We start from the raw sequence: 25022 nt of genomic DNA, 5'->3' as shown, positions 1-25022 counted from the left end.
CGTTGCGCCAATAACCTCAGCGCGCCCGCCTAACCACCTTCCCAAGATGCCCCCGGTCTCTCCCGAGCGTCACCGCCGCTTCCGCAGCGTCCCAGTGCCTCAGCAGCGCCGGTGAAGGGGTATTTACGGATTAGGTCTGGGACCTGCAACCCCCATTTTGAAAAAACTTCACATTTCCCATCGTTTTCTTCAGTTCATTAATTAAAACAACATATTACGTTAATAAATCAATCTCGCAGATGTACTTTGAGCGCTTAGGAAACCTGAGAAACTAGGCGAAACGAGCCTCAGAGGCGGAATCGCGGTGCGCAGAGGATCATCGACGCCCCAAAAGCCATTGCGAGCCCCGGTCCGCATCGGTCGAATATTGGAACAACAACTTAAAGGCCCTGGTAACTGACTTGGGGTTATAATTGTTTTTTTACTAAAATCCCGCAGTGTTCCCCAAACCGCTAGATCAGGACGCCAAAGACCCAGCGGCCACTGCTGAAAGAAGTTGGGAGCACAGTATTGCAATTCGACTATGTCATCGTTGGCGGAGGTTCTGCGGGATCTGTACTGGCACATCGCCTCAGCGAAGATCCCAGCATACGCGTGTGTGTGCTTGAGGCTGGAGGTCGCGGCGATGGCATGGTTGTCAGGGTACCGTCCGCTGTTGTTGCAGCTTTGCCGGGGCGTCCTCGAATTAACAACTGGGCCTTCGAGACCGTTCCGCAGCCCGGTTTGAATGGACGCAGGGGCTATCAACCACGTGGTAAGGCCCTGGGCGGTTCAAGTGCGATCAATGCGATGCTTTATATCCGGGGGCAACGACAAGACTATGATGGATGGGCGGACCTGGGGTGCGATGGGTGGGATTGGACCAGCGTATTGCCTTATTTTAAACGCGCTGAGAATAACGAGCAAGGCGCAGATGACATGCATGGCGATAGCGGACCTCTGCATGTCTCGCACCAAAAAGAACCGCGCCCTGTAACCCGCGCCTTTGTTGAAGCCGCTGAGCAATTGCAACACCACAGCACAGACGATTTCAATCGCGGTGATAATGAAGGCGTCGGGCTTTATCAGGTCACGCAGTTTCACGATCCGGCAAAGAATGGCGAGCGTTGCTCTGCGGCGGCGGCGTATCTGTTTCCAGCACTGAGCCGCCCCAACCTGACCGTCGTCACACATGCCCATGTCAAAGAACTGACGTTCGAAGGAAGACGTGCCAGCGGAGTGACCTATCAGAAAAAAGGCAAAGGCGCAGATTTCACTGTGACAGCCACGCGCGAAGTCTTGCTGTGCGCCGGTGCGTTGAAGTCGCCGCAACTGTTACAGCTATCCGGCATAGGTGCGGAAGCTGATCTGAAACCGCACGGAATCGCCATACGTCATGAGTTGCCGGGCGTTGGACAAAACCTGCAGGACCATCTGGACTTCATTCTCACGTACCGCAGCAAAGACACAAACACGTTCGGCATAGGACCTGTGGGGGCCGCCCGACTGCTTGGACATATTCACAGGTGGCGCAAGACAGGTGTATCCATGGCTGCCACCCCGTTTGCCGAAGGCGCGGCTTTTCTGAAAACCAGTCCAGATCTCGAGCGCCCGGATATTCAGCTGCATTTCACTATCGCAATGGTCGATGATCACGCTCGCAAACTGCACTACGGATACGGATATGGTTGCCATATCTGCAAGTTGCGCCCGGACAGCCGCGGAACAGTTGGGCTGCGCAGTGCTGACCCGATGGACACACCCAACATCGACCCGGCCTTTCTGTCAGACGACAGGGATATTGAGACCATGATCAAAGGGGCGCGTATGACACGGGACATCCTCGAAGCGCCCGCTTTGGCGAAATACCGACACAAAGAGATGTTCGGAACAGACACAGCCCAATCTGACGCGGATTGGGAAAAGCACATCCGCGCCCGCGCCGATACAATTTATCACCCGGTCGGCACCTGCAAAATGGGGCAGGACCCGATGGCGGTGGTGGATCCCGAACTGCGCGTACATGGCATAGAAGGGCTGCGCGTAGTCGACGCGTCGGTCATGCCAACACTTGTGTCTGGCAATACAAACGCGCCAACCATCATGATTGCGGAAAAAGCGGCGGACATGATCAAGGCAGCAGCGTGTTAAAGTGCTATTGGCCTTTCATCAAAGCGTCTAACCCGACCCTGTAGTTGGGGTAGATCAATCTCACGCCCAACTCGTCCTTGATCCGACTGTTCCGCACACGCTTGTTCTCATTATAGAAGCTGCGCGCCATTGGCGTCAGGTCGGCTTCTTCAAAGGATACCGCCGGCGGAAGGGGAAGACCTTGTAACTCAGCAGCGTAACCGATGACGTCCTGGGGCGGTACGGGTTCATCGTCACATACATTGTAGACGCGACCCGGGTTGGGGTTGGTCATCGAGGCGTCGAGGATTTGCGCGATGTCTTCCACGTGAATGCGCGAAAACACCTGCCCCGGCTTGATGATACGCCGCAACCCACCGCGTTTAAGCTTGGAAAAGGGGCCTCGGCCCGGGCCATAGATGCCAGCCAGCCGGAAGATATGTACCGGCAGGCCGGGAATAGATGACCATTGCTGCTCGGCCAGCATGCGCCATTTGCCGCGTTTGGCGGTCGGAGCCGGAGGCGTGTCTTCGTCAACCCATCCGCCTTGATGATCACCATAAACGGCAGTTGTCGACAAATACCCAACCCATGTGAATTGAGCCGCGCGGCGGGCAATTTCCTCACCCAGCGCCGCCAAAACCGGATCGCCTTCTGCATTCGGGGCGGTCGAAATCAGCAGATGCGTCACCCCATCCAGAGTCGGTTCCTGTCCAGGCCAGACCAACGGCTCGGCACCCGAGTCTCGGATGGCTGCCATGCCTTCGTTGTCACGTGTGGTGCCAAAAATGCGCCAGCCTTTCGGAGCAATATGTCGGGACAGGGCCTGTGCGGAATAACCATGGCCAAATGAGAAAAGCGTCTGAGTCATGCCCCTTTGATGGGCCTCAGTGCAAAGGGATGCAAGCGCTGCATGGACGCACTTGAATCGAATCTTTGGATGCGGCTTTCTGTTGGGTATGAGCGACAAGAAACCCGATTTGCATTCGGCCTATGCGCTGAACTCCCCAAATGAACACAAGCGCCTCTATGCGGAGTGGGCCGGGGATTATGATGATGGCTTCGCCGCGCGCGAGGATTACCAGCTTCACACCCACACCGCACGCGCATTCGTGGGTGCAGGCGGTCAGGGCCCGGTTCTGGATGTCGGCGCGGGCACAGGTCTTTGCGGCGCAGTGTTGTCCGGGCTCGGCGTTGGGCCTATTGATGCGACCGATATCAGCGCGGAAATGCTGGATCAGGCCATGCGCAAGGATATCTACCGCGACGCGATCGAAGCAGACTTGACCCAGGGCATTCCGGTACCGCGTGAAAGCTATTCCGGCATCGTCTCATCCGGGACCTTCACCCACGGCCATCTCGGCCCCGAGGTCTTTCCCGCGCTTTTGCGTGTCGCACGGCCTGGTGCGCAGTTCGCTCTTTCGATCAATGCCCGTCATTTCGAAAAACTGGGCTTCGCAGAAAAACTGCGTCAATTGGAACAGGGTCAGATTCGAAATCTGACACTGCCCAAAGTTCGTATTTATGGCGATCTTGCTGCTGGCCCCAACAAAGACGATACGGCGTTCATTGCTTTGTTTGAGCGGGTTTAAACTGAGGTAATCAGACCGAAACCATCAGGTGTACATCTGCTTTTTGTACGCGCGCGTACGCGTCGTCGCCTCAGCCGAGCCATCGTGGTAGGTGCCGAACCACTTGTCGAACGGGATTTCGGACGTGCCGTAGTTGCACTCGAAATACCTGTGGTGAAGCTGGTGGAAGAAATCCCCAGCTCGCGCGGCCTCGGTCTCGCCAGCTTTCAATTTTTCGAACCCTGAATGGGACAGAACCGGGCTGATCTGCTGGAATGAACTGTGAAACAGCAGATGCAGCGGATGAGACGGCACAATCAGGTGGATGAAGTAGGTGGTGAAATAAAGCAGGTTTTCATACCAGTGGTTCGAAATCCCAGACCAGGGCCCGATATTGACATTGCGGTGATGCACGGCGTGGACGTGTTTGTATAGCTTTGGGTGATGCTCTAGCCGGTGCACCCAGTAAAAGTGCAGGCCGGACCACATCGGAATGAACATCATCCACAATACGAACCAAACCGGAGCTTCAGCCCAGGTGATCGTCGGCGCCCAGCCATTGGCCATGGCCCAGTAGATGATCCACTGATAAACGGTGGCCACTGTCATGGCGCTGCCCAGCGTCCACCAGATATTGTCCCAAACCTGATTGCGGAAGGTAAACGTTCCGTTGTTCCGCGTCAGATCCCGCCGGTCGAACTTCTTATACATGCCCTGCCCTTTGCGCATGTAAAGCCACCAATGCAGCCCCCCAGCCACCAGGATTTGCGGCACCATGTTCAACAGCCAGATCCGAAACATCCAGCCGGGCGCAAAGCTCTGCATTGTCTCTAATGCAGGGAAAAAGAAGGCATAGGCAATTACCGCCAGGACCATGCACAAGGTCAGGGACGTGATTTGCAGCCACGCGCCGCTGTACCATTTCAGAACAGCCGCGGGGCGCGGTGGCCAGCTGAACAAAGGGTTCAGACCCACGGGGCCTTCGGGGTGATAGTGCCAGCGGGCGGTTTCGGGATCCGGGGCGATATCCGTCATGATGCTCTCTTTAGGATGTGCAGTCAGGTTGCGTAGTCTGATTCCTCTGCGTCGAGAATCGCCTTGATCTCACGCAGGTGGGCTTCGGCCTGGTCGGGGTAGTCGTCCAGTTCTTGTGCAGTTTTCTCGGCAATCTCATCCGAAAGCACACGCAGGGGCAGGCCCGTTTGCAATGCGCGGATATACGTCTCGGCCGCGCGTTCAAAGTAATACAGCCGGTTGAACGTATCTGCGGGATCGCTGCCGATGATCAGCACGCCATGATTGCCCATGATCATGACCTTTTTCTTTGGGTCCGTCAGCATCCCGGCACAGCGTTCGCCTTCGCTTTCGAAGGCTAGCCCGCCGAACTCTTGATCAATCACATAGCGATTGTAGAAGGTTGCCGTGTTCTGATCGATCGGCGGCAAGGTGCTGTCGGCCAACGAAGCCAGAACTGTCGCAAAGATCGAATGCACGTGCATGACGCAACGCGCATGCGGACAGTGGCGATGAATTGACCCATGCAACCCCCATGCGGTGGGGTCCGGCGCGCCGGGTTGGGACATCACGTCAGGATCGTTGGCATCCAACAACAACAAGTCTGACGCGCGAATGCGCGAGAAATGCGCCTGATTGGGATTCATCAGGAACTGCGTACCGTCCTCGTTCACTGCAAGGCTGAAATGGTTGGCGACGGCCTCGTGCATGTTCAGCCGCGCGGTCCAGCGGAACGCGGCAGCCATATCCACACGCTCGGACCAGTGATCGATATTGGGGCGAAGGTTGGTAACACTCATGCGGCGGCTCCTGTTGCGGTTGACCTTGGATAAAGCCTGCATTTGACTTGCGCGTTTGACCAACGAAAAAAACAAAGCTATCCCATTAGCTGAACTTATGTCGGGGTTATGTCGATGCAGAACAAACTGCCTCCGCTGGGCTGGCTGCGCACGTTTGAGGCCGCAGCACGGCATCTGTCTTTCACCGGCGCAGCGCGGGATCTGAACATGACGCAAAGCGCTGTCAGTCAGCAGATAAAATCGTTGGAAGGCCATCTGGGGCAGCCTTTATTCTTGCGCCGCCCCAAAGCGTTAGAACTGACCGAGGCCGGAATCACCTATTTGCCAGTAGTCCGAGAAGCGTTTCGGACGCTTATGCGCGGCACACAGGCTGTCACCGGTGCGCAGCCAAACGCTGTTCAGGTGCAATGCAACATCAGCTTTGCCGTCAATTGGCTGGCCCCGCGCCTGCCGATGTTTCAGGCCGAGCATCCTGATGTACAGTTAAATATCTTCACCGAACTCTGGGAACCGCGAGAGATGGCCGAAGGCGCTGCGGTTGAGATTCGTTTCTCGTTGCGCCCATCGGACACCACCCGGACCGAGATGCTGCGCACTGAACACTATTATCCGGTCTGTGCCCCAGGGTATCAGGTGAGTCTGGACGATCTTCAGGAAAAGCCATTGTTCGATTGCTCCAATCTGCTGTCCAATTGGTCAAGCTGGGCAGAAGAACAGGGTCTAACATGGGGAAACCCATCGATTACCTATGCAACAACCTATCTGGTTTGCCTTTCTGCAGCCATGGCGGGCGGGGGCCTGTGCCTTGCGCATGACGCCATTGCACACCACCTGATCGAACGCGGGCAGCTTGTCGCGCCGTTTGAACATCGCGCGCCGATGCCCGAGGCATATTATCTGCTGTTGTCCCCGCAGGCCGAGGACACGCCCGGAGCTGTGGCCTTTGCGAATTGGATTCGGCGCGAGATTGCGCCAGCCACGTAACCCGGCAAGCTTTCGCCTTTGCCCAAGGTCACTGCGCACCTGTCCAATGGCCGGGCGGCATGGGCGCGCTGCAAGTGGATGCAGGACAAGCAGGAATTTATGATCTGTTTGTGACAGCGCAGAACCGGGGTTGCACCCGCTGGCGCATTCGTGAAAGTTGAGCCATGGAATACACACCCTTCCCCAGCTGGCCCGACGTCGCCCCCAAATTGATCGCAGTTGCCGCCGGACGCGACGCCGCCGACACCGTAATTCAGGGCGGAATCTGGGTAAACGTACATACACGCGAACTGTTGCCGGATCATTCGGTTGCGATTGCAGCCGGGCGGATTGCTTTTGTCGGGCCCGACGCCTCGCACTGCATAGGCCCGGAAACACAGATCATCGAAGCGCGTGGCAGCTATATTCTGCCCGGCCTGTGCGACGCGCATATGCACATCGAATCTGGTATGCTCACCCCTGCCGAATTCGCACGCGCGGTCATCCCGCACGGTACGACCAGCATGTTCACCGATCCGCATGAGATCGCTAACGTGCTTGGTCTGGACGGTGTGCGCATGATGCATGACGAAGCCATGATGCAGCCGGTCAATATCTTCACCCAGATGCCGTCCTGCGCGCCATCTGCGCCGGGGCTGGAAACGACCGGTTATGAAATCACGCCCGAAGATGTGACGGAAGCCATGAACTGGCCCGGTATCATCGGGCTGGGTGAAATGATGAATTTTCCCGGCGTGATCCATGGCGACCCCAAAATGCTGGCCGAGATTGCAGCCACGCAACGGGCGGGTAAAACCGTGGGCGGACATTACGCTTCGCCCGATTTAGGGTCTGATTTTGCAGCCTATGTGGCCGGTGGACCAGCGGATGATCACGAAGGCACCTGCGAAGCCGACGCCATTGCCCGGGTGCGGCAGGGAATGCGGTCGATGATGCGTTTGGGATCAGCCTGGTATGATGTCGAAAGTCAGATCACCGCCGTGACCGAGAAAGGGCTGGATCCGCGTAACTTCATTCTGTGCACCGACGATTGCCACTCGGGCACGTTGGTCAATGACGGGCATATGAACCGTGTCGTGCGCCACGCCATTGCCTGTGGATGTGACCCTTTGATCGCGCTGCAAATGGCAACGATCAATACAGCCACACATTTCGGGCTGGAACGTGAAATCGGGTCTGTGACACCGGGGCGCAGGGCAGACATCCTTCTCAGCTCGGACCTGACGAGCTTGCCGATCGAAACAGTGATCGCCCGTGGGAAAGTGGTTGCGGAAAACGGTAAGATTGCGGTGGATTGCCCGCATTTGAACTGGCCCGAAAAGGCACGTAACACCGTTCACTTGGGGCACGATCTGAGCGCGACCGATTTTGAGATCAAGGCCCCGGACGGGGCGAACCGGGTGCAGGCTAATGTTATCGGTGTGGTGGAAAACCAGGCCCCGACCAAAGCGTTGAAATCTGAACTGCCGATCATAGGTGGGCTGGTCGAGGGCGAAGGTGATGTCTGCCAGATCGCTTTGGTCGAGCGGCACCGCGCGACAGGTGGTGTGACCAACGCATTTGTCTCGGGTTTCGGCTATCAGGTCAAGATGGCCATGGCCTCGACCGTGGCGCATGACAGTCATCATATGATTGTTGTCGGCACGGACCGGGAACAGATGGCCTTGGCCGCCAACCGTCTGGCCGAAGTGGGTGGTGGCATCACTCTGTTCCGTGACGGGCAGGAACTGGCTTTGGTGGAGTTACCCATCGCTGGCCTGATGTCCGACAGCCCCGCCGCCGAGGTCGCAGCCAAAGCCGATAGGATGGTGCAAGCCATGCAGGACTGCGGTTGTCATCTGAACAACGCGTATATGCAGCACTCACTACTGGCGCTGGTCGTGATTCCAGAGCTTCGAATCTCGGACCTCGGGCTGGTGGACGTACGCACCTTTGAAAAAATCGACCTTTTGGAACCTTCGGCATGACGACACTTCTGACCCCTGAATCACAAGCGCCAGAGCAATTCACCGATCCGGCAGCCGCCGTTGCTCGTCTGGAAGAGCTTTACACACAAGCCACGGAATTCCTGTGCGAAAGCTTTTCCAAGGCGATGCAGGAAGGTGCCCCATCCGCACGATACAGAGCCTATTACCCGGAAATTCGCATCCGAACGTCCACATACGCGCAGGTCGACAGCCGCCTGAGCTTTGGCCACGTTTCTGAACCCGGTGTCCATGCCACCACCGTGACACGGCCCGATCTGTTCCGGTCTTACTTAACCCAACAGATCGCTTTGTTGATCAAGAATCACGGCCAGCCGGTTACAATTTCAGCCTCGGACACACCAATCCCGGTGCATTTCGCAGTGGCGAACAACTCTGATCTGGTTGTGCCCCATCAGGGCGCGGCCGCGTTTACACTGCGCGATGTGTTTGACGTGCCGGATCTGAGCACCACCAACGACGACATCGTCAACGGTGTACACGATCACGAGGACGTCGTCGGTCCCTTGTCGCTGTTTACCGCCCAACGCGTGGATTATTCGCTGGCCCGTCTGGCGCATTACACGGCGACCGATGCAAGCCATTTCCAAAATCATGTGCTGTTCACGAACTACCAGTTCTATGTCTCAGAGTTCGAAAACTACGCCCGCGAGCAATTGGCAGATCCCGCCAGCGGTTATACCAGCTTTGTCTCAACCGGAAATGCAGAGATCACAGACCCAGAGGCAGCGATCGAACGACCGCTGAAACTGCCGCAGATGCCGACCTATCACCTCAAGCGGGAAGACGGTTCGGGGATCACTCTGGTTAATATCGGCGTTGGCCCGTCCAACGCAAAAACCGCAACAGACCATATCGCCGTTCTGCGCCCTCATGCCTGGTTGATGGTTGGCCATTGCGCCGGGTTGCGTAACACGCAAGCCTTGGGCGACTTTGTACTGGCCCATGCCTATCTGCGTGACGACAAGGTTCTGGACGACGATTTGCCTGTCTGGGTTCCGATTCCTCCGTTGGCCGAGGTTCAGGTGGCGCTGGAACGCGCCGTGGCTGAGGTAACTGAGTTGGAAGGGTATGAGCTGAAACGGATCATGCGGACAGGAACTGTGGCCTCGGTCGATAACCGCAACTGGGAATTGCGTGATCAAACCGGCCCGGTCCAGCGTCTCAGCCAATCGCGTGCAATTGCGCTGGATATGGAGAGCGCGACCATTGCTGCAAACGGCTATCGCTTCCGCGTACCCTACGGCACTTTGCTGTGCGTTTCGGACAAGCCGTTGCACGGTGAACTGAAATTGCCAGGTATGGCATCGTCCTTCTATACCACTCAGGTCAGCCGTCATCTGGCCATCGGTATCAAGGCGATGGAGCACTTGCGCGGCATGCCGCTTGAGCGGTTACACAGCCGGAAATTGCGTTCCTTTGACGAAACAGCCTTCCTCTGACGCAAAAAAGCAACGTTTTCCCCATATTTTTAGGGGTTTCAGCGCTACTATTCGTTGTGTTCGCCCACAATATCCCGTTACAGTTACGCGGTGAGGCCCTATAGATCGGGCACGTTAAGGAGACCAAGAAATGGCAAAGCCTATGACTAAGACTCAGCTGGTTGCTGCTCTCGCTGAGGAAATGGGAACCGACAAGAAATCCGCGAACGCGGCGCTGGAGGCCATCACCGGCCTGATCACCCGCGAAGTTTCTGCCGGTGGCGCAGTGACGCTGCCCGGCGTCGGCAAAATCTACTGCCGCGAGCGCCCCGAGCGTCAGGTCCGCAACCCGGCCACTGGTGAAACCTTCACCAAAGAAGCCGACAAGGTTGTGAAAATGACCATCGCGAAAGCGCTGAAGGACAGCGTGAACGGCTAAGTTCCGTTTTTTCGACATGATCAAGGGCCGCCAATTGGGGGCCCTTTTTCTTTGGCCTCAATGCAAGCTCAGCAAGACCTCCAGGTCACGGCGGCTCAACCGCTCCATCAGCGACCGTTCGTCAGACGTCAGCTTCGCGTCACCGCGAATATACTTTTCCAGATGCAAGGCAATGTCACTAGTCGGTCTGTAATACAGATCAGGATCAAGTTGGCTAAGTGCTTCGACCAGACGCATCAGAATTTTCTTCTGTTTCTCTGAGTCAAGATCTTTGCGTTTTTCTTCCAGCACTCTGCACACCTTTCGTCTTTCCCGGTGAAACATAGGGCAAACCTGATGGTCGCCAAGATGCAACGAAAAAGGGGCACCTTTGGGGTGCCCCTCAGATCAGTGATTTGATCGACGATTAGTGAACCGTCTCAACCTTATGGAAGTCCAGATCGCGGCCTTCAGGCATCGCATCGATGCTCAACACCTCTTTGCGCTTTGTGATCAGGATATAGACCACGCAGGCCAGATACAGACCAACAACCACCGCGCCGATCCACTGGATTTGAAGCCACTGGCTTTGGAAAAGCAAAGTCAGGACGAACAGCAGCACGACGTTGCCCGCCACATATGGGGCCTTACCGAACCGCTCAACCGTCATGTTCAGGTTGTCTGTGTAGAGGCGGATCAGCGAGTCGAGCGAGTTGATCACAAAGGTTACGCCAACGATCACCATCGCGATGTTGGTGATACCAGCGGTGCTGATGCCGTTGAGGTGGTAATAGTACAGAACCGTGAACCAGATACCCAGCGGGATGGACGGAAAGATCAACAGTGCCGCCAGCAATTGCCACGTGGTCAGACCGCCCACAAAGCGCGAGGTGAACTGACCGATCATGATCGACCAAGCGAACCACCAGAACAGGTAAAAGGCGTGATAGTCGGTCAGCGGCAGGACAAACTTGTGCAGGTTGGCGAAATAGGCACCAATATTGCTGCCGGTTTCCACAAACCCGGTTACGCCCATGCCTGCTGCGGCCCACATACCGATGATCAAAGCCAGGAACAGGAAGGTCGAACCCACCGACAGGATGCGTACGTATTTCAGGTCAGTCGACGAATAGGCCGCCGCCAGGATGACCACAAATACAATGATGTAGAACGTGGTTACGACCGATTCGCCGTCTCCGACCTCGGGCAGGTAGCCGGGCAGATAGATCAGGAACAGGCTGGCGGTGAAAGCGCAGGTGCCAATGATGACCACGTTGTTGATCAGCTTGACCAGTGGGATTTCAAAGAACTTCACGCGCGGCTCGATGACGCAGAAATAGAAGGCTGTCAGGAAGTAGAACGCCCAGATCAGAAAGCCCCAGAACCCAAACTCGATCGCCAGCGGATTGGCGAATGCATAAGCAGGGTCTTCGGCATAGCCGCCGAATTCGGTCAGCGGGAACATGATCAGGCCGACATCCAGACCGGATGTGAACAGGATCGCGATGAACGTGAACAGATGAACCGGTGTCACACCAACGCAACGCAGGTTCCACCATTTCACGACGAAGAAAGCGACCAGGCCCAATGCCAGCAGGACGCCAAAAGATAGTATGTACTCCAGAAGCACTGACAAACCTCCCTTGTTTGGTCAGATCGTCACGCCGTTATAGTTTATTGGCTGATCAATCAATAAAAACATGCACAAATCACACCGCATGTTACCTGCGTGTCTTTTTTGGCGCAGGCAACTTGCAGCGAGTGGGAAAATCGGGAACAGTCCGCCCAACATGACAGGGGGTCTCCATGGATCTGCGCGCCATAGCCATGGGGCTTACATTTGCTCTGATCTGGTCGTCTGCCTTTACCTCGGCGCGTATTATCGTTGCAGATGCCTCACCTTTGTTTTCGCTGGCCTTGCGGTTTCTGATCTCCGGTGTTCTGGGCGTGATGATTGCAAGGGCGATGGGCCAAAGCTGGCACCTGACCCGGAACCAGTGGCGCGCAACGATCCTGTTCGGAATTTGCCAAAATGCCCTTTATTTGGGTCTAAACTTCTATGCCATGCAAACGGTAGAAGCCTCGGTCGCCGCCATTATCGCATCCACAATGCCCTTGTTGGTGGCGCTGGCAGGGTGGTTGATTTTCAAGGAGAGGTTACGCCCGCTTGGCATACTTGGTTTGTTCGCAGGTTTCGCAGGTGTTGCGCTGATCATGAGCAGTCGGGTCAGTGCGGGTGTCGATATGTTCGGGGTCGCACTTTGCGGTATCGGAGCCCTAGCGTTGACATTTGCCACGCTCGCGGTTCGCGGCGCGACGTCTGGTGGGAACTTTATGATGGTGGTGGGGCTTCAAATGTTGGTTGGCTCAGCGGCCTTGTTTGTCGCAGCACCTATCTTTGAAACCATTTATATCCACCCGACTCTGCCACTGGCGCTGGCGTTCACTTATACCACTTTGTTCCCCGGGCTGCTCGCGACGCTGATTTGGTTCTTGCTGCTGGACCGCATTGGTGCCGTCAGGGCGGCAACATTTCATTTCCTCAACCCTGTATTCGGGGTCACAATCGCGGCGATCCTGCTGGGCGAAAAGTTAGGAGCCATGGATGCCGTTGGCGTGGGCGTCACAACACTTGGCATTCTTGCCGTCCAACTCTCGCGGCAACCCGCTCAGGGCAGCAAAGCTTCGACCTGAGACAACAGCTTGCGAGAATCGGGTTTGACGTTCGAACCATAGGTCGCAACCACTTCGCCCGCTGGATCGATCAGGATCTTGTTAAAGTTCCACTTGGGCGTGAACCCAGTCTGGGCGGCGACGGCTTTGTAAAACGGGTGGGCGTCTTTTCCCTTAACCGGCGTAATATCTGTCATCGGCAACGTCAGCCCATAGTTCATCTCGCAGAACTGTTTTACCTCTTCGGCGGACCCAAGTTCCTGATTGAACGAATCTGAGGGGACCGCGAGAACGACCAACCCTTTGTCGGAATAGGCGTCAAATACCTTTTGTAGGGCCTCATATTGCCCGGTGAAGCCACAGTGTGACGCGGTATTGACCACCAGTACCGGTTGGCCACGCCAATCTTCAATGGCCAATGTTCCCCCGTCGATCGAGGCGAACTCACCGGTCACCGGCGCGGCCTGAACGGCACGTCCCAGTAAGATCAGGGCAGTCAAAAGCAGCAATCTGAACATGTCTTGTCCTCCCTTTAAATCTGATACGCGGTTCGTCAGCAGTCAGATCACTTGCACGACTACGAGAGCCGGTTGAAATATCGCTTTGCTTTCCCCTCTGCAGTCCCCAAATTATGGCACAATACTTTACCAGCCGGAGGATCCATGACCCGCTATACCAAAGACCCCACGGCCATCGCTGCGCTTTCGCCCGAAGAGTTTCACGTCACTCAACGCAGTGGGACTGAACGTCCAGGCACCGGAAAATACCTGAACAACAAGGAACCGGGGATCTATGTGGACATCGTATCAGGTGAGCCGCTTTTCGCCTCGACCCACAAATACGAATCCGGGTGCGGCTGGCCCAGTTTTACCAAGCCGATCATCCATGAACATGTAGAAGAGTTTCGCGATACAACGCATGGTATGATCCGGACCGAGGTCCGCTCGAAACACGGCGACAGCCATCTGGGGCATGTCTTCCCCGACGGTCCACGCGAACATGGCGGGCTACGCTATTGCATCAACTCCGCCTCTCTTCGGTTCGTCCATCGCGATGAAATGGAAGCCGAAGGATATGGCGAATATCTGATTCATGTGGAGGACATCTGATGACCGAACAACGCGCTGTACTGGCCGGAGGCTGCTTTTGGGGCATGCAGGACCTGATCCGCAAAATGCCGGGCGTTTCACGCACCCGCGTCGGTTACACCGGCGGCGATGTGCCCAACGCGACCTATCGCAACCACGGTACCCACGCCGAAGGGATCGAGATCTGGTTTGATCCGTCGCAGATCAGCTATCGCGACCTGTTGGAGTTCTTTTTCCAAATCCACGATCCGACTACGATTAACCGTCAAGGCAACGATCGCGGCATGAGCTATCGCTCGGCAATCTATTATGTGGACGACGCTCAGCAGCAGGTTGCGGTCGATACCATCGCTGACGTGAACGCCAGTGGCCTGTGGCCCGGCAAGGTCGTGACCGAAGTTGAACCTGTCGGAGATTTCTGGGAGGCCGAGCCAGAGCATCAGGATTATCTGGAGCGCATTCCGAACGGCTATACCTGCCACTTCCCGCGCCCGGATTGGGTCCTTCCTAAACGCGCCAGCGCCGCAGAATAAAGCACCACCTGCCCGGCCCCTCTGAACTCTTCAGGGGGGCTAGCCTGTCGCCACCCTTGGTCGCCCGCTTGCCTCGACCGTAATCATGGCTTCGACAAAAACATCCTTGGCCTCGACCCGCGCCGTTTTGATATCGCGATCCACGATCACCCGGATATCTTCCGCGCCAGCTTCTCTGACTGCACTCTCGGCTTCGAATTTCAAAACCCGTTCCAACAACGCCAGCGCTTCATCCGATGCAGAAAAATCCTGTGGCCCGTCCTCAAGATGCACACGATACCGCCCTTCGGTCGGTGACGTGACCGTACCAGACCGCCGCAATGTCAGTCTTCCAACAACCGCGCCGATCGCATTCGCTACGCCAGCGTGCTCGGGCAGGATCATGCGACAATGCAACCGCTCGCCCACTGCGGGGTAATAGCTGGGGGCTGACGCTCCAAGGCCCACCACATCCACGTTCAACGCGGCATTTAACGACAACAACCCACGATGTTGCGCCAACCCACGCTGCGTCAACACATGCCGCGCCAATTCCTGGGGTGACAATCCGAAATCATCCTGCTCTTCATCAAAAGCAGCCTCTAACAAGGTCAAACTGGTCTGTTCCGTCAATTGATCCACGATCATCTGCGCCAATGCCTCTGGCGAATTTGCCAGCATGTCCCCGGATCCGACCCGTTTCCGGGCCACCAGTTCCAAGGCCTTGCGTGCAGCTTCAGAATCCCAAGCATCGACGCGGCCTAATACATGACTCGCGTCCGACGGCGTCACGCCCGAGACCTGAATGATCCCGCGGTCGACCAAGCGATTCATTGCGCCATTCTCCATCCGCGACCGCAGCAGTGCGCCAAGCGGAAGAACCTGATCGCCCAGACGTTCCAACAACATCTCTTCCCGAGCGCCGACACCATCCGCATGCACACCCGGCACGCGTCGTACAAATCGGGTGTCGTGCTCGCCCACCGTGGTCGCCCGCAATTGTTCGTCCAGAATGGCGTGCACAACCTCAGGCGCTTCCGCTGCGATCAATGACACAGGCAAAACGCGCCGGGGGCCCAGAAACACGCCGCCCTGCAACCCTTCGGTCACAACATGAACCTGGCTGTCCCCACCCAAACCATGTGTGCGCATCGCCACAGCCTCGACCATGGTTCGAAATCCACCGACTTGCGCGCCGCCCGGATCAATAGCTGGCTTGCCGTCCCGGATCAGCGCTACATCAGTTGTGGTGCCTCCGACATCCGACACCAGCGCATTGTCAGCCCCGGTCAGCCAGCGCGCGCCGACAATCGAAGCCGCCGGACCACTCAGGATGGTCTCAATCGGGCGCTGCCGCGCCTGTTCGGCGCTCATCAAAGCTCCATCGCCGCGAACCACCATCATCGGGGCCGAGATTCCCAGAACGCGCAATTGATCTTGCGCGCGTCCGATCAAGCGGTCGATCATTCCGATCAATCGCGCATTCAGTACCGCCGTCACAGCACGTTTCGGCCCGTTCAACTTGGCCGACAAATGATGCGAACATGTCACCGGCGCACCGGTCCTTTCAGATACGATCCGCGCCGCTTCCAGCTCATGCGCTGGGTTTCGGGTTGCGAACTGGGCCGCAATCGCAAAGCCAGAAATCCCTTTGTGAGTGTCTAAAAACTGCTCCAAACCGGCAGTATCCAGCGGCGCAGCCTCGCTGCCGGAATGTGTATGACCACCCGCAATCACAAGCGCCGGGTCATCTTTCAGCGCGTTCTTCAGACCATGCTTTACAAGATCACTCGTCTTGAACCCGATATAGATCAGCGCGACACGCCCACCCTGCCCTTCAACCAAAGCATTTGTGGCCAGTGTCGTGGACAAAGACGCCATCGCGATCTGATCCGGCGAGACCTGCGCGTCTTCCAACACGACAGAGATCGCCTTGCCCACACCGATGGCCAAATCCGCACGCGTGGTCAGCGACTTGGCCGAGGCGATCACCTCTTTCTCATCCCGGATCAACACCGCATCGGTATAGGTTCCGCCCGTATCCACCCCCAAAGACAGAGTCATCGGGTCCTCCTTACTTTTCGCTGCGAATGGGTGTAGCGGTTATGCGCGACGCGTCCAGCCTGTTTGCGGCATTTATGACAGCTGTTCCACCGCCCAGCGCGCCGCGTCGGCCACGGTTTCATCCGGGTCGCTTGTCAACACCTGTGCAACCGGCCTCAAGTTTGACTGCCCCGAGTTTCCAATGGCGTAAAGCACATTCCGGACGAACCGATCCCGCCCGATGCGCTTGATGGGCGAACCAGAGAACTTCGCACGAAAGGCCGCATCATCTAGCGCCGCCAGCTCTGCCAGCGACGGTGCTTTCAGATCAGCCCGGGCGGCATAGCGTATATCGCTGGCGGCGACAGCAAACTTGTTCCAGGGACAAGCCGCCAAGCAGTCATCGCAACCATAGATCCGATTGCCCATCTTATTGCGCAACTCGGGCTCCACTGGACCCTTGTGCTCAATGGTCAGGTACGAAATGCACCGCCGTGCATCCAATTGATACGGGGCCGGAAACGCATCGGTCGGGCAGCTGTCCAGACAGGCGCGACACGAACCACAGTGATCTACTTCCGGCGCATCCGACGGCAGCTCAATTGTGGTAAAAACAGAGCCTATAAAAGCCCAATTCCCCCATTCACGACCTACAAGGTTGGTATGCTTACCCTGCCAACCAAGGCCAGCAGCATGCCCCAAGGCTTTTTCCGGAACCGGAGCGGTGTCGACAAAAACCTTCACTTCGCCCCCCGCTTCAGCAATCAGCCATCGCGCCAATCGCTTGAGGCGTTTCTTGACCAGATCATGGTAATCCTTGTTCTGTGCATAAACGGAAATAGCGCCGCGATCCGGATGGTTCAGAACCTCTGTCGGGTTATGCTCTGGCGTGTAGCTTTCAGCCAACATGATCACAGACCGCGCCTCAGGCCACAGGGCGGCGGGATCACCGCGCCAATGCACCCGCTCAGCCATCCACCCCATCTGTCCGTGATACCCGGCCTCCAAAAACGCCCCAAGGCGCTCAGGCACTTGCGGAACATCCCATGGACGGCACACACGGCACGACACAAACCCCTCTGTCAGGGCCTGTTGCACCAGCTTTTCCTTCAGATCTGATCCGCTCTTCATCTGGCCAAAAATACCTTCGGGGGAATCGCGCCCGCGGCGCGATGGGGGCAGACAGCCCCCTGCTGAACCTATCAGAAATCCAGATCGGCGTAATGAGGCGGCGGCCGAAACCCTGGCACCTGATCCGCCAGAATGGACCGAAACGCCGGGCGCGACTTGATCTTCGCGTACCAATCTTTGACCACCTGGCTGCGGTTCCAGTCTACGTCCGAGATATAATCCAACGCCGACAAATGTGCCGCCGCCGCGAAATCGGCCAAAGTCATTTGATCCCCGGCCAGCCATCGGCGGTGATCCAGCAGCCAGGCCATATAGTCCAGATGATACTTGATCGCCTTGGCACCCTGTTTGACATTTTTACTGTCCGGGTATCCCTGACCGGTCACCTTCTTGTTCACCCGCTCATATAAAAGCTTCGATGTCACTTCGTGATGGAACTTGTCGTCAAACCATCCCACAAGGCGACGAACTTCAAACCGGGCTTCGGGGTTTTTCGGCATCAAGGGCGGTTCGGGGCGGGTTTCTTCGATATATTCGCAGATCGCCGCACTTTCCGACATGATTTGCCCATCCAGACGCAACACCGGCACTTTTCCCGCCGGATTTCGGCGCAGAAAGTCCGGATCCTGTTCCCAATATCGCTCCTCGACCAATTCAACTTCGATCTTCTTCTCGGCCAAAGACAATCGGACCTTTCGGCAATACGGAGAGAGGGGAACGTGAAACAGACGCGCCATGGGCTTCCAATCGAACCAGTGAATACCCGACTGATTTAGCCTTTGACCGCGGCTGGTTTCAATCCTCGAAACAATCTGCGCGACCATCTGCGCGGATGGTGGCCGCCCCGTCCAGAATCGAAGCCGCGCGCCGACGCGTGCGCACACTTGGGTCTGTGACCGAACGATTGCGAGGTGATGGCAGAATGGCAGCAATCCGGGCCGCCTGAACAGAAGTCAATTGCGCAGCACTTCGGTTGAAATAGCGCTGTGCCGCTGCTTCAACGCCAAACACGCCGTTACCGGTTTCTGCAACGTTCAGATAGACCTCGAGAATACGCTGCTTGCTCCAGAAGATCTCAACCACCGGGGTGATTGAGGTTTCCATCGCCTTCCTCACCCAGCTGCGCCCTTGCCAGAGAAACACGTTCTTTACCACCTGCTGCGTGATGGTCGACGCACCGCGATTGCCGCCGCCTTCCAATGCGTCACGTATGGCTTCAACATCGAATCCCCAGTGCTGGCAGAAATTCGCATCTTCCGCCGCGACGACCGATCGGGCCATGATCGGGGAAATCTCTTCTATCGGAACCCACTCGCGTTCAACTTTGCCCAACCGCCGCCACTCGGACCATATGGTGTGGGTTACCGGCGGGTTTACAACCGAATAGAACAAGACCAAGGCGACCACGAGGCCGGCAATCGCCAAAGCGGCACGTGTCGCCCAACGACGGACCGTTTGGGCCACAGTTGATTTCCGTTTGGTCGCCTTACTTTTTTTTCCGCCTGATTTGCGGGCTGCTTTCTTCGCCATATCTCAGCTATACGACGCGTCGCCGGGGTTTGAAACGGCCTAAATTCCCAAGGCGCGCGCCTCTCGCGGGTGGACGACCGGGCGCGCCGTTTCCAGCGACATCGGGTCCGCTCCGGCCAGTTCAGGAAACAGGTGCAACACTTCGCTTTGGGTCTCTCGGTTCGCGGCCGTCAAAGCATGACCCGGATAATAGCTTTCACTTTTTGCCCCATTGGCGATGACGATTTCATGCCTCTTGAACAGCAGGTGAACATATTCCACCTCCCCGCCTTCAACGCGGGTCACTGTATCGCCGTTGACAAGAACATGGGCCGCGATCAGCGCCTCGGCGTGTCCAAACAAGTAGGATGCGCGCCAATCCTCGATCAGCATTCTATGCTGCGGCGAGACAAGAAGCGGACAGTCCAGATCGAAAACGCCTGCCTCAAATCGGATTGGGGCCAGTTTCCCTTTGGCCTCGACCCTTGTGCGCCCAACCCAGATCAAGGGCTGAGGGCCATGGTCCAGTGTCGTGACCAGATCACCAGCTTTCAGGTCTTCCACCGCGCGGTCCCCGTCAGGGGTTGCAATCATAGTGCCCGGCGTGAAACAGGGCGGACCCAGAGTACCAACATCCAGCGGTCCCTGTGTGTTGACGAAACTTGTCGAAACCAACGTCCCTGGCTGTAAAACCTGACCGTCTGTCGGGGTGAACACCCGAGACCCATCGGCCAGATAGAACGTGGTTCCAACATAGGTGACATTGCCAACTCCGGTCACATTGATGGTGACCGTATCCCCTGGCCATGATGATGTGACGTCCTGCCCATTGACAGTATCACCACTGGGCGCATCGATTTCGTTGTCATCATTGACGTCCGTGAAATCGATACTGGCGACCGCAATTGCCGTTCCCACAGGCGGAGGGTTCGCCGGATCAAAGGTATAAAATTGGTCGCGATAATTTGTTGGCATTCTGCTGCCCCCGGTTTACGCCACGGGACATCTGAAGCAGCCCATGGTTTTCGCTCGAATTCCGGGGAAGATTGGCGAAATTCCGTTGCACAGGCAAGAATCCCGAAAAAACAGTGTAAACAAACCAGGCCCCGCGTGGTGCAAATGACACGCGAGGCCTGTTTTTTAGTGCTTTTCAGCCGGTAAAGCTTTGCAGCAGGCTTTATTCTGCTGGAACTGCGGTGGCTTCGATGCTCAGCGGATGGCTCAGCTTATTCAGCATCTCTTTGGGGCAAACTTGAAGGAAGTTGCCTTTTTCAACGTCCCAATGTTGCAAGATGTCTGCGGCTTTCCGGCTATAGGTCTCTTCTGCGTGGCGTATGATCAGCGACTTCAGCTGTTCTTCCCAATGCGCGACAGAAACCGGGCAGGTGACAAGGGTTTCCATGTTCATCAGCGCTTGGGCTTTGCCTTCGGGATCATACAGATAGGCCATGCCACCTGTCATGCCGGCACCAAAATTGGCACCGATGTCGCCAAGGATCACCGCAACACCACCTGTCATGTATTCACAGCCATTCGAGCCACAGCCCTCGATCACCACCTTGGCGCCCGAGTTGCGCACGGCGAACCGCTCGCCCGCTCGACCGGCAGCAAACAGATGGCCATCGGTTGCACCGTACAAAACGGTGTTGCCGATGATGGTGTTCTCGTCTGCTTTCAGTGGGCTGACCTGCGGTGGGCGTACAACGATCATGCCACCCGAAAGTCCCTTGCCGACATAGTCGTTGGCATCGCCCGAAACTTCCAGCTTCAGACCCGGCGCGGCAAATGCACCCAACGACTGACCGGCTGACCCTTGCAGTTTCACGTGCAGGTGGTCGTCCTGGAACGTATTCCGCATACCAAAATTCTGAACGATATGACTGGAGACACGAGTACCCACCGTCCGATGCGTGTTCTGCACCGCGTAAGACAGTTGCATCTTCTCGCCGTCCTTCAGGAACCGCGCCGCGTCGCGCACGATTTCGGCGTCCAGAGTATCGGGTACTGCATTCCGATCCTTGTCGCGGTTGTAGACGATGTTGTGTGCACCATCGACGGTGATCAGCAACGGGTTCAGGTCCAGATCATCCAGATGTGCAGACCCACGGCTGACCTGAGCCAGCAGGTCAGCACGGCCGATGATCTCATCCATCGAGCGTGCACCAAGGCTGGCCAAAAGCTCGCGCACTTCCTGCGCGTAGAAGGTGATCAGGTTCACCACCTTGTCCGCATTTCCGGTGAACTTGGCGCGCAGGCTTTCGTCTTGCGTACACACACCAACCGGACAGGTGTTCGATTGGCACTGACGCACCATGATACAGCCCATCGCAATCAGCGCAGCAGTGCCGATCCCGTATTCTTCGGCCCCCATCATCGCAGCCATGACAATGTCACGTCCAGTGCGCAGGCCACCATCGGTCCGCAAGGTCACGCGGTCGCGCAGGTTGTTCATCGCCAACACCTGGTGCGCCTCGGTCAGGCCCATCTCCCACGGTAGGCCCGCGTATTTGATCGAGGTCGCAGGTGACGCACCAGTTCCGCCATTGTGACCCGAAATAAGGATAATATCGGCTTTTGCCTTGGCCACACCGGCAGCAATTGTGCCAACGCCCGAAGATGCAACCAGCTTGACTGTCACCTTGCAACGCGGGTTGATCTGCTTGAGGTCATAGATCAACTGCGCCAGATCCTCGATCGAGTAGATATCGTGGTGCGGCGGCGGTGAGATCAGCGTCACGCCCTTGGTCGAATGGCGCAGACGCGCGATCAGGTCCGTGACCTTCATGCCCGGCAGCTGACCACCTTCACCCGGTTTGGCACCTTGCGCCACCTTGATCTCCAGCTCTTCGCACTGGTTCAGGTATTCGGCGGTTACGCCAAACCGGCCCGAAGCCACCTGTTTGATCTTGGCGGATGGGTTGTCGCCATTGGGCTCGGGCACGAAATGCGCCGGATCTTCGCCACCCTCGCCTGAATCAGACTTCGCACCAATCCGGTTCATCGCCACGTTCAACGTCTTATGCGCCTCGGGGCTGAGTGCACCCAAAGACATGCCCGGCGTGACAAAGCGCTTGCGGATCGAGGTGATCGATTCGACCTCTTCAATCGGGATTGGTTTGCTCATGGGCTTAAAGTCCATCAGGTCACGCAAGTGGATCGGCGGGTTCGATTGCATCTTGGCCGAATACTGCTTCCACAACTCATAGGAAGCGCGGTTACAGGCCATTTGCATCATGTGCATCGAGGTCGCTTCCCACGCGTGGGTTTCACCCGATTTCCTCGCCTTGTAGAAACCACCAATTGGCAGAACATCCAGACCGCTTTCCCAAGCCTTGGCGTGGATGTCTTCAAGCTTGGCTTGAATACCCGTCACACCGATACCTGAAATCCGACTGGTCATGCCCGGGAAATACTCGGCCACCATGGCGCGGCTGAGGCCCACGGCCTCAAAGTTCAGCCCGCCACGATACGACGAGATCACCGAAATACCCATCTTGGCCATAATCTTCAGCAGGCCCTGATCGATAGCTTCGCGATAACGGGCGACATTTTCGGTCAGGGTTCCGTCCAACAGACCGCGATCAATGCGATCGGACAGAGAGTCTTCGGCCAGATAAGCATTAACAACGGTCGCACCGCACCCGATCAGTACGGCAAAGTAATGCGGGTCGATACATTCAGCGGAACGCACGTTCAAAGAGCAGAACGTCCGCAGCCCTTGCCGGGTCAGGTGTGAGTGAATTGCACTGGTTGCCAAAATCATCGGCATCGCAATCCGGCCTTCGCCCGTGTTCATGTCAGACAACACGATATGTCCTGCACCGGACCGCACGGCTTCTTCTGATTCGGCTCTAACACGGGCCAAAGCGGCGCTCAGCGCACCACGGCCAGGTTTAAAGCTACAGTCGATTTCAACCAGGGGCGCGTCAAAATTCTCGACCAACTTGTCCCATTGCGCGTTTCCAACAAAGGGGCTTTCCAGAACGATGATCTCGGTCTGGCTGCTATCCTCATCCAACACGTTCTTGAGGTTGGCAAAGCGCGTTTTCAGCGACATCACCCGGTATTCGCGCAAACTGTCGATCGGTGGGTTGGTCACCTGACTAAAGTTCTGACGGAAGAAATGGCTAAGCGGGCGGTACTGTTTCGACAAAACAGCCGAGGGCGTGTCGTCCCCCATTGAAGCAAGTGCTTCTTTGCCATCCTCGGCCATCGGGGCAAGGATCTGCTCTAGCTCTTCGACCGAATACCCCGCAGCGATCTGACGCTTACGCAGCTCTTCGCCAGAAAAAATCGGGGCTTCGCTGACACCGGCCAACGTGTCGTCCAGATCGTTGATCTTGCCAACCCACTCACCAAAGGGCAACGCACGTGCCAGTTTGTCCTTGATCTGTCTGTCGCGGTACAGCTTGCCTTTCTTCATGTCCACGGCCAGCATCTGACCGGGGCCAAGCGCGCCTTTTTCAGTGACGCTTGCCTCGTCGATCGGAACCATTCCCGCCTCGGACCCTGCAATGACAAGCCCGTCACCGGTAACCACATAGCGCATCGGGCGCAGACCGTTCCGATCCAGACCGGCACAGACCCAACGACCATCGGTCATCGCCAGTGCAGCAGGTCCATCCCACGGCTCCATCACCGAGTTGCAGTAGGAATACATGTCGCGCCACGCCTGAGGCAGCTCTACCGCCTGTTTGGACCAGCTTTCCGGGACCAGCATGGTTTTCGCCATGGGCGCAGATCGGCCCGCACGCACTAAAACCTCGAAAACCGAGTCTAATGCGGCCGAATCCGACGATCCGCCAGCGATGATCGGCTTGATGTCTTCAGCGTAATCACCAAAAGAACCGCTGGCCATGCGGATCTCATGGCTTTTCATCCAATTTATATTGCCTTTCAGCGTGTTGATCTCGCCGTTATGGGCCAACATTCGGAAGGGTTGAGCCAGCCACCACTGCGGGAACGTATTGGTGGAGTAACGCTGGTGATAGATCGCAAAAGCGGACTCAAAACGCTCGTCCATCAGGTCGGGATAGAACACGGCGACCTGTTCGGCCAGCATCATGCCCTTGTAGATGATCGAACGGCAGGACAACGACGCCAGATAAAGCCCTGAAATACCCGCGGCAGTCGCGGCTTTTTCGATGCGGCGCCGGATCACGTATAGCTCACGCTCAAATGTCTCTTCGTCCACACCCTTGGAGTTCGAGATCAGAATCTGTTCGATCTCGGGGCGGGTCGCATTGGCTTTTTCGCCCAGGCAAGTCACATCGACCGGCACGTGACGCCAGCCATAGATGTAGTAGCCCATGCGCAGAACTTCGGTTTCCACGATGGTCCGGCAGCTTTCCTGTGCACCAAAATCTGTGCGCGGCAGGAATACCTGGCCCACAGCGATAAGCTCGTCCAGTTTGGGTTCGTGCCCCGTACGGCGAATTTGGTCATAAAAGAAGGGAACAGGGATCTGAACGTGAATACCCGCGCCGTCGCCGGTTTTACCGTCAGCGTCCACAGCACCACGGTGCCAAATCGCCTTTAGTGCATCAATCCCCGCGTCCACCACCTTGCGTGACGGCTTACCATCTACAGATACAACTAGGCCCACACCACACGATGAATGCTCTTCTTCCTTGGAATAGAGACCGTTTTCCGCCATCCATTCGCGTTTGGCTTCCTCGGCTCGGACCCAGTCGGCATCATATTTGGTCATTGGATGTTTCCTTCTTTCAAGGGGACGTCTTGGCGTCGAACCCTGATAATCCTT

General features: G+C 56.8%; 21 protein-coding genes. 9 read left to right on the top strand and 12 right to left on the bottom strand.

The window, feature by feature from the left end; all coding sequences use genetic code 11:
• Positions 1-510 precede the first annotated feature (510 nt).
• Positions 511-2130, top strand: a complete 1620-nt coding sequence (locus GS646_RS17530) for a GMC family oxidoreductase (RefSeq protein ID WP_171184786.1) — start codon at positions 511-513, stop codon at positions 2128-2130.
• Positions 2131-2134: 4 nt separating this feature from the next.
• Here the strand turns inward: GS646_RS17530 and GS646_RS17525 are convergent, their stop codons facing one another.
• On the bottom strand, positions 2135-2980 hold the full coding sequence (locus tag GS646_RS17525) for an SDR family oxidoreductase (RefSeq protein WP_171184784.1): 846 nt from the start codon (positions 2978-2980) through the stop codon (positions 2135-2137).
• A gap of 88 nt (positions 2981-3068) precedes the next feature.
• Here GS646_RS17525 and GS646_RS17520 point away from each other — a divergent pair, with 88 nt between their 5' ends.
• Positions 3069-3701: a class I SAM-dependent methyltransferase gene (locus GS646_RS17520; RefSeq protein ID WP_171184782.1), complete on the top strand. Its 633-nt coding sequence runs from the start codon at positions 3069-3071 to the stop codon at positions 3699-3701.
• A gap of 24 nt (positions 3702-3725) precedes the next feature.
• Here GS646_RS17520 and GS646_RS17515 read toward each other — a convergent pair whose 3' ends face one another.
• Positions 3726-4715: a sterol desaturase family protein gene (locus GS646_RS17515; RefSeq protein WP_171648146.1), complete on the bottom strand. Its 990-nt coding sequence runs from the start codon at positions 4713-4715 to the stop codon at positions 3726-3728.
• A 23-nt stretch (positions 4716-4738) separates the two neighbouring features.
• Entirely contained in the window at positions 4739-5494 is a 756-nt protein-coding gene (locus GS646_RS17510) for a class II aldolase and adducin N-terminal domain-containing protein (RefSeq protein ID WP_171184778.1), read from the bottom strand.
• A 114-nt stretch (positions 5495-5608) separates the two neighbouring features.
• Between GS646_RS17510 and GS646_RS17505 the strand changes: the two genes are divergently transcribed.
• From GS646_RS17505 to GS646_RS17490, 4 genes are all read left to right on the top strand, one after another.
• A complete protein-coding gene (locus GS646_RS17505; protein WP_171648148.1) occupies positions 5609-6478 on the top strand; it encodes a LysR family transcriptional regulator in 870 nt (289 codons plus the stop codon).
• 164 nt (positions 6479-6642) lie between these two features.
• Positions 6643-8445 (top strand): adenine deaminase, encoded by a 1803-nt coding sequence (ade, locus tag GS646_RS17500; protein ID WP_171648150.1) that lies wholly within the window; start codon positions 6643-6645, stop codon positions 8443-8445.
• On the top strand, positions 8442-9905 hold the full coding sequence (locus GS646_RS17495) for an AMP nucleosidase (protein WP_171648152.1): 1464 nt from the start codon (positions 8442-8444) through the stop codon (positions 9903-9905). Before ade ends, GS646_RS17495 begins: the two co-directional genes overlap by 4 nt.
• Before the next feature lie 130 nt (positions 9906-10035).
• Positions 10036-10323, top strand: coding sequence for an HU family DNA-binding protein (locus tag GS646_RS17490; RefSeq protein WP_068347305.1), 288 nt, complete (start codon positions 10036-10038; stop codon positions 10321-10323).
• A 57-nt stretch (positions 10324-10380) separates the two neighbouring features.
• On the opposite strand, the gene GS646_RS17485 is transcribed toward GS646_RS17490, so the two are convergent.
• Both GS646_RS17485 and GS646_RS17480 read right to left on the bottom strand, forming a co-directional pair.
• Positions 10381-10614 (bottom strand): hypothetical protein, encoded by a 234-nt coding sequence (locus tag GS646_RS17485; RefSeq protein WP_171092684.1) that lies wholly within the window; start codon positions 10612-10614, stop codon positions 10381-10383.
• Positions 10615-10729: 115 nt separating this feature from the next.
• Positions 10730-11926 (bottom strand): BCCT family transporter, encoded by a 1197-nt coding sequence (locus GS646_RS17480; RefSeq protein WP_171093338.1) that lies wholly within the window; start codon positions 11924-11926, stop codon positions 10730-10732.
• Positions 11927-12108: 182 nt separating this feature from the next.
• Between GS646_RS17480 and GS646_RS17475 the strand changes: the two genes are divergently transcribed.
• On the top strand, positions 12109-12996 hold the full coding sequence (locus GS646_RS17475) for a DMT family transporter (RefSeq protein WP_171184772.1): 888 nt from the start codon (positions 12109-12111) through the stop codon (positions 12994-12996).
• On the opposite strand, the gene GS646_RS17470 is transcribed toward GS646_RS17475, so the two are convergent.
• Positions 12972-13493 carry a glutathione peroxidase gene (locus GS646_RS17470; protein WP_171648154.1) on the bottom strand — a complete coding sequence of 174 codons (522 nt, stop codon included), beginning with the start codon at positions 13491-13493 and terminating at the stop codon, positions 12972-12974. The genes GS646_RS17475 and GS646_RS17470 overlap by 25 nt on opposite strands.
• Positions 13494-13637: 144 nt before the next feature.
• Here GS646_RS17470 and msrB point away from each other — a divergent pair, with 144 nt between their 5' ends.
• Complete coding sequence (gene msrB, locus GS646_RS17465; protein ID WP_171184768.1) at positions 13638-14084, top strand: peptide-methionine (R)-S-oxide reductase MsrB; 447 nt, start codon at positions 13638-13640, stop codon at positions 14082-14084.
• Positions 14084-14596, top strand: a complete 513-nt coding sequence (gene msrA, locus GS646_RS17460) for a peptide-methionine (S)-S-oxide reductase MsrA (RefSeq protein WP_171092693.1) — start codon at positions 14084-14086, stop codon at positions 14594-14596. The genes msrB and msrA overlap by 1 nt, the downstream gene beginning before the upstream one ends.
• Positions 14597-14635: 39 nt before the next feature.
• On the opposite strand, the gene GS646_RS17455 is transcribed toward msrA, so the two are convergent.
• The 6 genes from GS646_RS17455 to gltB form a co-directional block, all read right to left on the bottom strand.
• The gene (locus tag GS646_RS17455) at positions 14636-16639 is read right to left on the bottom strand and encodes a hydantoinase/oxoprolinase family protein (RefSeq protein WP_171184766.1); all 2004 of its coding nucleotides are present in this window, start codon (positions 16637-16639) and stop codon (positions 14636-14638) included.
• Positions 16640-16711: 72 nt separating this feature from the next.
• A complete protein-coding gene (gene queG / locus GS646_RS17450) occupies positions 16712-17749 on the bottom strand; it encodes a tRNA epoxyqueuosine(34) reductase QueG (protein ID WP_171184764.1) in 1038 nt (345 codons plus the stop codon).
• Positions 17750-17820: 71 nt separating this feature from the next.
• On the bottom strand, positions 17821-18486 hold the full coding sequence (locus GS646_RS17445) for a glutathione S-transferase family protein (RefSeq protein WP_171093340.1): 666 nt from the start codon (positions 18484-18486) through the stop codon (positions 17821-17823).
• Between the two features lie 58 nt (positions 18487-18544).
• On the bottom strand, positions 18545-19279 hold the full coding sequence (mtgA, locus tag GS646_RS17440; RefSeq protein ID WP_171184762.1) for a monofunctional biosynthetic peptidoglycan transglycosylase: 735 nt from the start codon (positions 19277-19279) through the stop codon (positions 18545-18547).
• A 39-nt stretch (positions 19280-19318) separates the two neighbouring features.
• On the bottom strand, positions 19319-20233 hold the full coding sequence (locus GS646_RS17435; protein ID WP_171184760.1) for a Hint domain-containing protein: 915 nt from the start codon (positions 20231-20233) through the stop codon (positions 19319-19321).
• Positions 20234-20435: 202 nt separating this feature from the next.
• Complete coding sequence (gene gltB / locus GS646_RS17430; protein ID WP_171184758.1) at positions 20436-24968, bottom strand: glutamate synthase large subunit; 4533 nt, start codon at positions 24966-24968, stop codon at positions 20436-20438.
• Positions 24969-25022: the final 54 nt, after the last annotated feature.

Origin of the sequence: Ruegeria sp. HKCCD4315 (assembly GCF_013112245.1) — a bacterium.
Classification (GTDB): Bacteria; Pseudomonadota; Alphaproteobacteria; order Rhodobacterales; family Rhodobacteraceae; genus Ruegeria.
The sequence above is the reverse complement of the archived record's forward strand: the minus strand, read 5'-3'. Positions and strand labels throughout refer to the sequence as shown.

Bases quoted from the DNA above. Each gene is read 5' to 3' on its own strand.
- gltB (WP_171184758.1), bottom strand. From the start codon at position 24,968: ATGACCAAATATGATGCCGACTGGGTCCGAGCCGAGGAAGCCAAACGC.
- GS646_RS17505 (WP_171648148.1), top strand. From the start codon at position 5,609: ATGCAGAACAAACTGCCTCCGCTGGGCTGGCTGCGCACGTTTGAGGCC.
- GS646_RS17490 (WP_068347305.1), top strand. From the start codon at position 10,036: ATGGCAAAGCCTATGACTAAGACTCAGCTGGTTGCTGCTCTCGCTGAG.
- GS646_RS17455 (WP_171184766.1), bottom strand. From the start codon at position 16,639: ATGACTCTGTCTTTGGGGGTGGATACGGGCGGAACCTATACCGATGCG.
- mtgA (WP_171184762.1), bottom strand. From the start codon at position 19,279: ATGGCGAAGAAAGCAGCCCGCAAATCAGGCGGAAAAAAAAGTAAGGCG.
- GS646_RS17525 (WP_171184784.1), bottom strand. From the start codon at position 2,980: ATGACTCAGACGCTTTTCTCATTTGGCCATGGTTATTCCGCACAGGCC.
- msrA (WP_171092693.1), top strand. From the start codon at position 14,084: ATGACCGAACAACGCGCTGTACTGGCCGGAGGCTGCTTTTGGGGCATG.
- GS646_RS17435 (WP_171184760.1), bottom strand. From the start codon at position 20,233: ATGCCAACAAATTATCGCGACCAATTTTATACCTTTGATCCGGCGAAC.
- GS646_RS17495 (WP_171648152.1), top strand. From the start codon at position 8,442: ATGACGACACTTCTGACCCCTGAATCACAAGCGCCAGAGCAATTCACC.
- GS646_RS17515 (WP_171648146.1), bottom strand. From the start codon at position 4,715: ATGACGGATATCGCCCCGGATCCCGAAACCGCCCGCTGGCACTATCAC.
- GS646_RS17510 (WP_171184778.1), bottom strand. From the start codon at position 5,494: ATGAGTGTTACCAACCTTCGCCCCAATATCGATCACTGGTCCGAGCGT.
- msrB (WP_171184768.1), top strand. From the start codon at position 13,638: ATGACCCGCTATACCAAAGACCCCACGGCCATCGCTGCGCTTTCGCCC.
- GS646_RS17445 (WP_171093340.1), bottom strand. From the start codon at position 18,486: ATGGCGCGTCTGTTTCACGTTCCCCTCTCTCCGTATTGCCGAAAGGTC.
- ade (WP_171648150.1), top strand. From the start codon at position 6,643: ATGGAATACACACCCTTCCCCAGCTGGCCCGACGTCGCCCCCAAATTG.
- queG (WP_171184764.1), bottom strand. From the start codon at position 17,749: ATGAAGAGCGGATCAGATCTGAAGGAAAAGCTGGTGCAACAGGCCCTG.
- GS646_RS17470 (WP_171648154.1), bottom strand. From the start codon at position 13,493: ATGTTCAGATTGCTGCTTTTGACTGCCCTGATCTTACTGGGACGTGCC.
- GS646_RS17475 (WP_171184772.1), top strand. From the start codon at position 12,109: ATGGATCTGCGCGCCATAGCCATGGGGCTTACATTTGCTCTGATCTGG.
- GS646_RS17520 (WP_171184782.1), top strand. From the start codon at position 3,069: ATGAGCGACAAGAAACCCGATTTGCATTCGGCCTATGCGCTGAACTCC.